General features: G+C 53.3%; 9 protein-coding genes. All 9 read right to left on the bottom strand.

The features are described 5' to 3' along the window. Positions 1–29: 29 nt before the first annotated feature. Positions 30–1,706 carry a glycosyltransferase family 39 protein gene (locus tag H6507_00865; protein ID MCB9367651.1) on the bottom strand — a complete coding sequence of 559 codons (1,677 nt, stop codon included), beginning with the start codon at positions 1,704–1,706 and terminating at the stop codon, positions 30–32. Beyond that, complete coding sequence (locus H6507_00860) at positions 1,703–2,626, bottom strand: glycosyltransferase (protein ID MCB9367650.1); 924 nt, start codon at positions 2,624–2,626, stop codon at positions 1,703–1,705. The genes H6507_00865 and H6507_00860 overlap by 4 nt, the downstream gene beginning before the upstream one ends. Then, a complete protein-coding gene (locus H6507_00855; protein ID MCB9367649.1) occupies positions 2,623–3,738 on the bottom strand; it encodes a DegT/DnrJ/EryC1/StrS family aminotransferase in 1,116 nt (371 codons plus the stop codon). The genes H6507_00860 and H6507_00855 overlap by 4 nt, the downstream gene beginning before the upstream one ends. Then, positions 3,738–4,151: a WxcM-like domain-containing protein gene (locus H6507_00850; protein MCB9367648.1), complete on the bottom strand. Its 414-nt coding sequence runs from the start codon at positions 4,149–4,151 to the stop codon at positions 3,738–3,740. Before H6507_00850 ends, H6507_00855 begins: the two co-directional genes overlap by 1 nt. Positions 4,152–4,189: 38 nt before the next feature. Next, entirely contained in the window at positions 4,190–4,759 is a 570-nt protein-coding gene (locus H6507_00845; GenBank protein ID MCB9367647.1) for a GNAT family N-acetyltransferase, read from the bottom strand. Between the two features lie 231 nt (positions 4,760–4,990). Beyond that, positions 4,991–8,113 carry an efflux RND transporter permease subunit gene (locus H6507_00840; GenBank protein MCB9367646.1) on the bottom strand — a complete coding sequence of 1,041 codons (3,123 nt, stop codon included), beginning with the start codon at positions 8,111–8,113 and terminating at the stop codon, positions 4,991–4,993. A 6-nt stretch (positions 8,114–8,119) separates the two neighbouring features. Continuing rightward, positions 8,120–9,163: an efflux RND transporter periplasmic adaptor subunit gene (locus tag H6507_00835; protein MCB9367645.1), complete on the bottom strand. Its 1,044-nt coding sequence runs from the start codon at positions 9,161–9,163 to the stop codon at positions 8,120–8,122. A gap of 14 nt (positions 9,164–9,177) precedes the next feature. After that, positions 9,178–10,485 carry a TolC family protein gene (locus H6507_00830; protein MCB9367644.1) on the bottom strand — a complete coding sequence of 436 codons (1,308 nt, stop codon included), beginning with the start codon at positions 10,483–10,485 and terminating at the stop codon, positions 9,178–9,180. Next, the gene (locus tag H6507_00825; GenBank protein ID MCB9367643.1) at positions 10,482–11,108 is read right to left on the bottom strand and encodes a TetR/AcrR family transcriptional regulator; all 627 of its coding nucleotides are present in this window, start codon (positions 11,106–11,108) and stop codon (positions 10,482–10,484) included. The genes H6507_00830 and H6507_00825 overlap by 4 nt, the downstream gene beginning before the upstream one ends. Positions 11,109–11,217: the final 109 nt, after the last annotated feature.

Genomic DNA, 11,217 nt, shown 5'->3' with positions numbered 1-11,217 from the left:
CCTTTTCTTTATCGTGCGGCTGGCGCAGACTATTCGACTCTCTTCAGAATACAGACTGAAGCATCGTCGCCAAACATGTAGTTAGGAAACGGCCGCTTTTCGATAATCTCGTATCCCGGTACCGCGCCGAAGGTAATCATATATTCGTCATCTGTCACCCACCACCAACTCTTGTCGTCAGACATTGTCTTTTCTTGCAGGAAATTCAGACTTCCGTTTACTTCGTAGCCGCCGTCGAGCTGCTGCGGAGTTACTCCCATTTGATTCGTGAGTTTGCCCACAAGTTCCCAACGAACGCGATTCCATGAGATGTAGTCATGCGTCGAAAGTGCCCCGTATATGCAAAAGAAACCGATCACGACGTATGAGAATACGGTCAACGACTTGACGTGGTTAACAACATTTTCGGAGTTCAACGCGAAAAGAGCGGCTGTCATCGGTATGTAGATTAGCAGGTAGCGATCATAGAACCCGCTCGTCACCATCAACAAACTGTAGAACGCCGTCGCAGCGAGCAGGAAGAATGTCAAGGCCCGGCGAGGCTCAGCTCGCTTCTCCTTCGATTTCACACACACGTCAAAGAGCAATGTTACAACGAACTGAACTACTTTCGCACCTGCCCACAGCCCGACAAGAGTCACAATTACCCATGGCCATACGGGACCTGTGGGCAGATTGGGAAGATGAAGAAGAAACGCGTCGCGCAAAGTGAAGGGTCCGAGCCCGATACTTCCGAGCGAATTGTTCAAAAGCGGCATTATCATGCCCCGCATGAACATCCCAATTACCATCAATACTGCAAACGCCGTCGCGGCGATGACCCCGACTTTGTGCGCATGCCTATTCTCAGTTTTGGTTCTCATCCACGGTACAAACGGCAACGAATACAAACCAATGTAGAGGAATAGGTGAACGGTCCGTCCGGGTATATTCATGAAGAACCTTAGCGGTTTCTCCATGAGCTTGTTTGCTCCGGCGTTCGTGCGCGGGTTGTCCAGATTCGGAAATCCGAGCCACTCCACCATGACTTTCTGGTGAATAATCAGCAAGATCAGGATGACAATGCCGGGCAAAATCGCCTTGGCAATGGCGCTTCGCCTAAATCCCTCCACGTAAACCTTGAACGCCGCATATCCCGCCGGAATCATCGCAGCCAATTCCCGTACCCACACAGTGAGCACGAGCAGAGTCCAACCTGTGATTGTCCAAGCAGAAGCTCTTCTAAATAGTCCGCGAACAATCCATAGCACCGCCAACGTCGTAAACGCTGTAAAATCGATGTCGGTCATGAATGAATTGGCAATCTGAAAATAAAGCGGGTTGGCCAGCAGCGTCGCCGCGCATAGCAGGGCAACTCTGCGCGACGCCCCTAACTCAAGACACAGTTTATAGAGCGCAAAGATGCCGATTAACCCGGCTGCGAGCTGCGAGACTCTGAGTGCGTTGTATGAGAATCCAAAAGGCAAACAAAAAAGCGCACCCCATAAGACATGCGCGACCAGAGTCTTGTTCGCCCACTCCGTTAAAAAGAAAAAACGACCGTCTTCGACGAGCGCTTTCACGGAGACCGCATAGGTCCAATCATCGTTCAGTGGAATATTGGCAATCGGATTTGCGATCCAAGTCATGACCGCCCACATCGCCGTCAGGAGAACATAGTCAAGGATGCGCCCGGAGTCGCGGCGCAGGCTTGTCCATTCCGTCATGACACCTCCTCGATGACATACTCGGGACGTTTGCTGACTTCGGTGTGAATTCGCCATACATACTCGCCGATGATACCAAGCATCAGAATAACAATGCCGAGCAAGAACGACGTCAATGCAATCGTCGCGGAAAATCCGCGAATCGGAATCTTGCCGAGCAGCGCGCTGATCACGACAAAGATGCCATAAGCAAAGCTCAGAAGCGAAACGATCAGCCCAATGAACGAAATCGCGCGGATGGGAACAATCGAAAAGCCGAGCATCGAATCGAGAAACAGCGTAAACTTCTTGGAAAATGTCCAGCGGGACTTCCCATGTTTACGTTCGCGACGCTGGTACGGAATGTATTCGGGCTTGAATCCGAGCCAGAAGGCAAACAGCGCGAGGTTGATGTTGCGTCCGCTCGAAAGCAAATAGGGCAGCATTGTCCGGTCCATCAACGCAAGATCGAATCCGCCTTCCGGATAGTCCTTGATAACCGCCGCGCGAAGCAGCCTGTAGTAAAGTCCGGCGAACAGCTTTGAAGTTGCGGGATCTTTGCGGTCTGCGCGCGTGCACACGATATATTTTGTTCCCTTTTGCCAGCGTTGGACCATTTCGAGTATCAGCTCAGGCGGATCCTGCAAGTCAGCCGCGAGATATGTAAAGCAATCGCCCGTGACTAAGCCTAAACCTGCTTTGATCGCATGATACGATCCGAAATTGCGCGCCAGTTTGATGACGCGCGTTGCGGGACGCTTCGTCTGTATTTCCTTGAGCTTCGCATATGATTGATCCTTGCTTCCGTCATCGACCATGATGAGCTCAAGCTCCATCTCCTGTTCACGAAGCATTCCTTCAAGCCGCGTTATCTCATCGTAAAGATGCGGCAGCGAACCTTCGTTATAGTAGACTGGAACGACGATTGAGAGTTTCTTCATGAGCGGAGAGTTTTGCAGTTTCTGCGCACGCTTTCAATTACATAATCCACGGACGCGTCGTCAAGATGCGGCCCGATGGGAAGACTCAGCACTTCGTTGGCAATCTTCTCTGCGATGGGAAACGAGCCTTGCTGAAATCCCATATCGGCGTACGCGCCGGACAGATGAGGCGGGACCGGATAGTGAATCAAAGTGCCGACTCCGTCGTTTGCGAGAGCTTTCTGAAGCTCATCTCGCCGGGGATGGAGCACTACATACAAGTGCCAAGACGGCTCCGCCCACATAGGAACATGAGGAAGCGTTAAACCACTTACCTCGCCGAGCTCTTTTGAGTAGCGCTCCGCGATACGACGCCGACGCGCGTTCCACTCTTCATTTTTTGGAAGCCTAACGCGCAGCAGGCCGGCTTGCAACGGATCAAGCCGCGAGTTGTACCCTTTGACTTCGTTGTAATACTTTACTCGCGAACCATAGTTGCGCATGACGCGAACGGCATCCGCAAGCTGATCGTCGTTCGTCGTAACACACCCGGCATCGCCGTAGGCACCAAGGTTTTTCCCGGGATAAAAACTGCATCCGGCGCCGTCGCCGAACGATCCGGTCATTTGGCCACCGCAGCGCGCGCCGTGCGACTGCGCCGTGTCTTCGAAAAGTCGGAGATTGAATCGTTTCGCGACTTCGGAGATTGCGTTCATGTTCGCCGGTTGTCCGTAAAGATGCACCGCGAGAATCGCTTTTGTTCTCGGAGCAATCGCTTGCTCGATCAATGAGGAATCAATATTGTACGTCTTTTCATCCGGTTCCACGGGAATCGGAACGGCGCCCGCCTGCGAAACGGCAAGCCACGTGGCAATGTACGTGTTGGAAGGAACGATGACCTCGTCTCCGGCGCCAATTCCCGCCGCGCGCAACAGCAAATGCAACGCTTCAAGGCCGTTGCCGACGCCGACGCAATGTTTGACTTCGCTGTACTCCGCGAATTCCTTTTCAAAGGCCTCCACTTCTGCTCCAAGAATGTACCACCCTCCGTCCATGACGCGTTCGAACGCATCGTGGAGCTGCGGCTTCAATTCCCGGTAGGTGGCATGCAAGTCAAGAAACGGTACTTTCATCACTCTCCAGTGCGGATGGCCTGCAAGAACTCCTCGTATTCGCGGTAGTAGGCATCTTCTGCATAGCCTTCAGATGCAAGTACCAGACATACGGAGCCGGAAGAAAAATTGTCGATTTCCCTCCAGATGCGCGGCGGAATATGTAAACCGTAATACGAACGGTTCAGTTGATAGCGCTTCTTCTGCCGGCCGTCATCGAGCACGACGTCAAAGCTGCCCGACATCGCTATCAGGAACTGATGGCAAGTTTTCAATGCGTGTCCCGCGCGCGTGGCGCCGCCCGGAACATCATATAAATAAAACACGCGGCGAATTGAAAACGGAATGTGTTTCTCGCCTTCGATGAACGTGAGGTTTCCGCGCGCGTCGGGTATCTTGGGAAGATCTATGAACGGATTTTCGCTGCTTGTCATTCAATATATCCTTGGTGTTGATTGCAAATCTTTTGAGGCTAAGAACGCCGCGCAAGATACTCTTCTCGTAAGATCGAGTATATCTTGAAATCGTGGAACCGGCCTTTGATCCATTGGTGTCTGCGCAAAATACCCTCGGGGCTCATTCCGGTTTTCTGCATTACGCGCTCAGACGCAAAGTTGTCCGTCATACATCTGGCTTCCACTCGCTCAAGATCAAGTTCGTCAAAACAGTATCTGACGATTCGGTCGACAGCCTCGCTCATAATTCCGCGGCCGCCGAAAGCGCGGTTCATGACGTAGCTTAGCTCCGCCTGTTTGTGAAGAGACGAGTAGTTCCGAAGGGAAATCGAGCCAACCAACTTCGACTCGGCCACAAGTTCGATTCCCCATGCGGGCCAGTCGCCGTTTATGTACGCTTGTGTCATGGAATCAATGTATTGAACGGCGTCATCAACCGACAAATGTGAGTTCCATGACAGAAAACGCGTAACTTCATCGTCGGACGTATAGGCAAACATGTCCGCGGCGTCACTTGCTCGAAATCTTCTGAGCGAGAGACGGTCCGAAGTAATGTCCGGCTGTGGAAACGGAAAAGGTGTGGACAATCGCTCCTCCTTAAGAATCATTAATATACAAAGGGAATCGCTAAAGTTCCATGAGGAGGCGGGCTATATGTAACTTCCACACGGGCACAAACAACTTGAACATCCGTGCAGTATCCTTGCACGCTGAACATTTGACGATTGTATGCAAAATTAAAGCCCCCGGGGTTACCGAGGGCTTATGTTAAGGCCGATAGCCCGAATCAGGGCTCAGGTACCGGCGTTCGAGTTTTCTTAGCTGGCTGCCGGTGCCACGTTTCCCTTGACTTCGGGTACTGCCTCTTCGCTCCAGTCCTTTTTGCTGAAGCGGTCGAGAATCGTGTACATCACGGGGACAAGCACAAGAGACAACAATAGCGAAGACAGCAAGCCTCCAATGATCACGACGCCCATGCCTGCACGCATCTCAGACCCGTCACCAAGCGCGAGCGCGAGCGGGGTCATGCCAACGACCATCGTCAGGGTAGTCATGACGATTGGTCGCAAGCGGCGGGGGCCCGCCTCGAGCAGCGCGTCTTTCATAGTGTAGCCCTGTGCACGGAGCTGGTTTGTGAAATCGACTATCAATATTCCGTTCTTCGTGACGAGACCCATTAGGATCAGGAGTCCGATCATCGAGAACATTGACAAAGTATAGCCGGTCACGGCCAGTCCGACGAACGCTCCGACGATCGCGACGGGAACCGAGAACATGACGACAAAAGGATGAATGTAGCTCTCGTACAGAACGACGAGCACCATGTACACAAACAAAATCGACAAGAAGATCGCCTGGATCATATCGGAGATCATCGTCCGCATATTGTCGACGTCACCGTAGGCGAAGAACTGAACACCCTGCGGCGGTGTGTAGCTTTCCATCTGCTTGTCGAATTCGCCCTGCACTTCACCAAGCGATCTGCCCACGACGTTCGCGGAAACTGTGACGAGCCGTTGGCGATCCTTGCGGGTAATGGATGATGGTCCACTCGTGCGTTCGATCTTTGCGACGTCTCCCAAGCGAATCATTTGGCCGGCCGCATTCTTGATTTCGACGTCCGAGATTTTAGTCGGGTCCGTGCGATATTCGGGAATCAAGAGAGAACGCATGTCGACTTCAATTTCACCCGTGCGGAATTTGGTGACGACATTGCCGTTCACCGAACTACGCAAGGCGGACGCAACCTGTCCCGGCGTCAGCATGCTGGCGGCGGCACGATCGCGGTCGACGACGATTTGCAACTCGGGTGAGCCTAACTCGTAGCTCGATTGCACGTCGCGTGCGCCGGGAATTCTCTGCAAAATGCTCTTGGCGTAGTCCGCCGCAACTTGCACGCTGTCGAGATCCTGTCCACGGACTTCATACTGAATTGGAGCGGCGTTGGCCGTGCCGAATAGTCCAATGTCACTGATGCGAATGTCAAGACCGGGGATATCCTTGCAATAGGCGATAATCTCGTTTTGCACTTCCGCGGTAGAAAGTTTGCGGGCATCGCGGTCGGTCAAGTGTACCTGAATGTTTCCGAGGCGGGGATTCTCCTCTATTCCCCACTCCGACTCGACCAAACCAATCGTGCTCATGATCTGCTGAACGTCCGAGCGCGAGTCGAGATAGTCTTCAATACGTCCCATGACGGCGCTGTTTTCTTCGAGGGTCGTGCCAAGCGGCATTTTCGTCGTGACTGCAAATTCTCCGCGATCCATCGGCGGAACAAAATCGCTGCCGATGAAACCCAGCGGAATCAAGGCGACCGCGAAGACCATCGCCGCCGTCGCAAATCCGATCACCGCACCTCGATGCGAAAGCGACCAGTTCAAGAGCCCGCGATATCGTTCTTCGATTCGGCCGAAAAACTTCTCGAACCAATTCGCGAACCCTTGCATCCATTTTTCGCCATGGACATTTTCCGCGCGGTTCAAACGGCTCGATAGCAGCGGTGTGACGGTGAATGACACTACAAGCGACATCAAGAGCGCGGTGACAAAGACGATCGAAAACTCGCGAAAGATGTTTCCGACGAGACCTTCTACGAATGCGATGGGCAAGAATGTCACCACGTCAACCATCGTGATGGACACGGCGGCCAACCCGATCTCGTTCCGGCCTTTGATCGCCGCCGTCTTCGGATCTGCACCGCGCTTTAACCATTGATGAATGTTCTCCAAGACCACAATCGAGTCGTCCACGAGCACACCGATCACCGTACCCAACGCCATCATCGTCATCAGGTTGATCGAGAAGTTGAAGAGCTTCATCGAGATGAACGTGGAGACGACCGATAACGGAATTGCCACGAGTACGATCAAAGAGTTGCGCATCGAGTGCAGGAAGACCAGCAGCACGAGTGCGACGGTGATCAAGGCTTCGGCAATGTTGCGCTGAACTTCGGCAATCGAATTTCGGTTGAAAACTGTTACGTCTTGACCAATTTCAATCTTGACGCGGTTACCTTGTTCGCCTTCGATTTGTTTCAAGACTTCGCGGACACGGTCGGCCGTCCGCACGCTGTTGGCCTGCGACTGCTTAACGATTTGGATTCCAAGAGCCGAGGATTCATTTAGGCGAGTCAAGGACCGCTCGGACTTGATCGTGTCCGTGACCTGCGCCACGTCGCGCAAATAGATCGCCGATCCGTCGGACAACGGCAAGCGAGTCAGTTCTATGTCGGAGAGATTCTCATATTTGCCGGCGACACGGATCGTGTAATCCTGGGAAGGCGAGAACACCTTGCCCGCAGGTACATCGAGATTATCCGCCGCAAGATATTGATTGAACTCCGCCAGCGACAAGCCGTGCGTCGCGAGTCTGTCAGGATCGACTGCAATCTGGATTTCTCGCTCTGCGGCGCCTGTAATCACGACTTGCCCGACGCCGTCAACCTGCTCAAGTTTTGGACGAATCAACTCATCCACGAATGTGAACAGATCCGGCTGTGACATTTCGCTTGATACGGCCAAGCGGAGAATCGGAAGAGATCCGAGATCGGCTTTGTAAATCTGCGGCTCCTCCGCGTCGTCGGGAAGCTGCGCACGAATGGTCGTGATGACGCGCTGAGTTTCCTGCAAGACTATGTCGGAGTTGGCGGACATGTCGAACTCCAGCATGACGACGGAAGCATTTTCGCGATTTACCGAGCGAATATGTTTAAGTTTGTTCAGGGACACGACGGCGTCTTCGATGGGCCGGGACACCATCGTTTCAACCTCCTGCGGTCCCGCGCCGGGCCAAACGGTTACGATCGTCACCATCGGCCAATTCATCGTCGGCAAAAGATCGACCGGCAAACGCTGGTAGAGCATCAATCCCATGACCGCGATGGCGAGAAAGAACATCGCCACCGCACTGGGCCGCTTTATCGCAAGTTCTGTAACGGTCATTGCTTTTTACTCCAGCGTGAGGTTGATTTGCGATCCTTGCGTCAACAGTTGATTGCCTATGAGAATCACAGTATCTCCCGGCATCAATCCGTTGACGGACATTTGATCTTCGTCCGTACCCAAGATCCGCACGGTTTTTTTCTCCGCCTTTGAGCCTTTGGCGACAAATACGACTGTACGCCCGACGTCCGGCAGCGTGGCCGCGCGCGGAATCACCAAGCTCGATGAATCAACGCCGGCAAAAATACTGACTCGCGCGAACATTCCGGAGCGGACATTGTCGGCGCCATCCATCGTCATTTCAACTGGAAACGTGCGCGAGCCTTGCATCGAACGAGCCCCGATTGCCGTCACTTCCGCAACTAACGTGTCCCGCAGCGATTCGACAAAGATTTTCGCGGTCGCGCCAAGGTGAATGTCCTGAATTTCATTTTCGGAAACGTGGATCGGGAGTTTCATTTTGCTGATGTCCACGATCTCAAACACGGGCTGGCCCTTGTCGATCATTTGGCCGACTTCCGTCATCTTCGACGAGACGGTACCCGCATAGGGCGCACGAACTGTCGCGTCCTCGAACATCTTTTTCGCGGCACGGTATTGAACTTCCGCGGATTTCATGCCGAGGCGTGCGCTCTCGAGATCGGATTCGGAGAGACCTTTGTCTTGATACACTGCTTCAACACGCTGAAAATCGAGCTTGGCCTTGTCGAACGCTATCTTCGAGCGTTCAGCTTCAAGGGAAAGCAGTTCGTCGTCGAGCCGGAGTAAGGCTTGGCCCGCCTTTACGACGTCGCCGATCTCAACATAGATTTGTTCAACCTGTCCACCGACTTCTGCGGAAAGGACGGATTCACGATTGCCCGTCAACGTGCCGCTCTCGTCGATATACTTGTAGAACGGTTCCGTTTCAAGAACGAAGCCGCTGACGGGAATGACGGCCGTGTACGCGGATTGCGCGCCGTCGCGCTGGTCTCTCGACGCCTTGGCTATTGTGATGGCGATCACGAGCACCGCCGCAGCGGCAATCATGATGATGCGAGTTCTGCTCATGTCTATTTCCTTTTTCAGTTGGCGTAGGGAGATTGTCCAAGCGCGAGCCGCACCTGTGCCGATGCGAGCAAGCGGCGGTAGTTGGCATCCGCCAGCGAAACGCGTGCGGTCAGTTCGTCAAGCTGCGCAGAGTCCATTTCGAGCGGTGTGATTTGACCTTGCGCGAATTTCGTTTGAGCGATTCGGCGCGCTTCTTCGGCAAGATCTACGGCGAGCGACGCTGCGGATTCATTGCTAATCGCAGTATTCAGATCGCGCGTCGCAGATTCGTATTGCAATTTCGCGCCACGTTCCGCTTGCACCAGATTCAGTTCAGCGCGCCGCCAATCCGCTTTGTATTGCAGCGCCTTTCCGTGCGTGGCGCCGCTGCTCCAAATCGGTATCGACAGAGAGACGCCGGCATAAAGTGCGGAATAGTTGTTGCGTGGATTCACATCCCACTCATTGTTTGACCACTGCCACTGGTATTTGACTTGTCCGCCAAGAGTCGGATAGCGCGCGTTCTTGAAGATGATGTAGAGATTCTGCTGTGCCACGGCGGCATTTCTGAGTGCGGAAACGTCGTCGCGCTCGCGCAGTTTATCCTCGACGGACGTCGTATCAACGTACATCGCGAAATCCGTAAGGTTCCCTTCGAACACGATGCTCGTGTCCAGCGGCACACCGAGGTATTCTTTTATCGAGAGTTCCGCGAGTTGCAAGTCGCTGCGGGCTTTGTCAAGCGCTGGCCGCTGGTTTTGTGCTTGCACGCGGACACGCAGGACGTCATAATCGCTCAGCAATCCCACGCCGCGCATGCGTTCCGCGCGCGAAAGCGAGCTGTCACTGACTGCCAGGCTCAGCTCACGTGCTTTGACGACTTCGCGCATCGTCAGCACGGCCCAAAAGCGCTGCATAACGTCCAACTCAGTCTGCAAATTTTGCTGCGCAACGCCGTGATCCGCGGCTTGGGAGTAGGCCTTTGCCCCGCGCACGCCGGCCGCGATTCTGCCAAATGTAAACAGAGGCTGATTCAACGTGACGTTGGCTTGCAAGGCATTGTCCTGATCGAGTTCGAGCGCCGTGAATTCGCCAGTTTCAGGATTGGGGAAAAATATTTTGCCCTTCTTAATAGCGCGTTGGTAGCCTACGCTGCCGTCAATCTGCGGCAAGGCGTTAGACCACGCTTCGTCCAATTGGCCGCGCGCCTTGAGTTTCTCGATGCGCGGTTTTTGCTGGGCCAGTGAGCGGGTTTTTCCGAGTGCGACGGCTTCTTCGAGTGTCATCGCTTGCCCGGCGCTGAAGACAAACAGCACAGCTATAATTAGAATGGTGTGTTTCAAGCTCCCGCTCCTTTGGCGAGTTCCGCTTTTCGTTTGTCGGTGACTACCGCGTCGTAGACCAACTTACAGGTGTATTCGACAATTTCGTACGCGCGGTCAGGTGAATCATATCTTGTCGTGCATGTGCCGCGATAAAGCGCACTAATGGATTCGGAAATCAGACGAGTGTCAAAGGGTTTGAAATAGCCGTTTTCCACCGCGTTGTCCAAAAGTTGTTTGATGACCCCCACCCAACTTTTTTGATTGCGATCGAGCGCCTCCGCAACCTCGGGAAATTTTGCGCTCATGCTGACGAATTGTTGGAACAACAAGTCAGGCAGCGGATTGTTGGCCTTCTGCTCATATAGATGACGATGGGCGAGGAATAATGCTTCAGGACCAAGCATATCGATTTGTGCCAAATCAACTACGACGTCTTGGCTTTGATGTTCGAATTGATCGGCTAAGGCTATGAGGATTCTTTCTTTTGACGGGAAATACCAGTAGACCGCTCCCTTGGACAATCCCGCCTCTTTGGCAATTTCGTCCACGGAAGTTTTGTCAAAGCCTTTGGATGCGAAGAGTTTTCCTGCCGCTTCGAGGATTTGGTCGTGCCGTTGATCTTTTAGTGCATGCTCTGTCATTTTGTCTCCAAACCGACTGGTCAGTCAATTGGATGGCAATATACTGCAATGGGTTGCGAGAGTCAATAGCAAACCGACTGGTCGGTCAATTTAGCAAATGCTTGATTTT

Source organism: Calditrichota bacterium (assembly GCA_020637445.1).
Classification (GTDB): Bacteria; Electryoneota; RPQS01; order RPQS01; family RPQS01; genus JABWCQ01.
The sequence above is the reverse complement of the archived record's forward strand: the minus strand, read 5'-3'. Positions and strand labels throughout refer to the sequence as shown.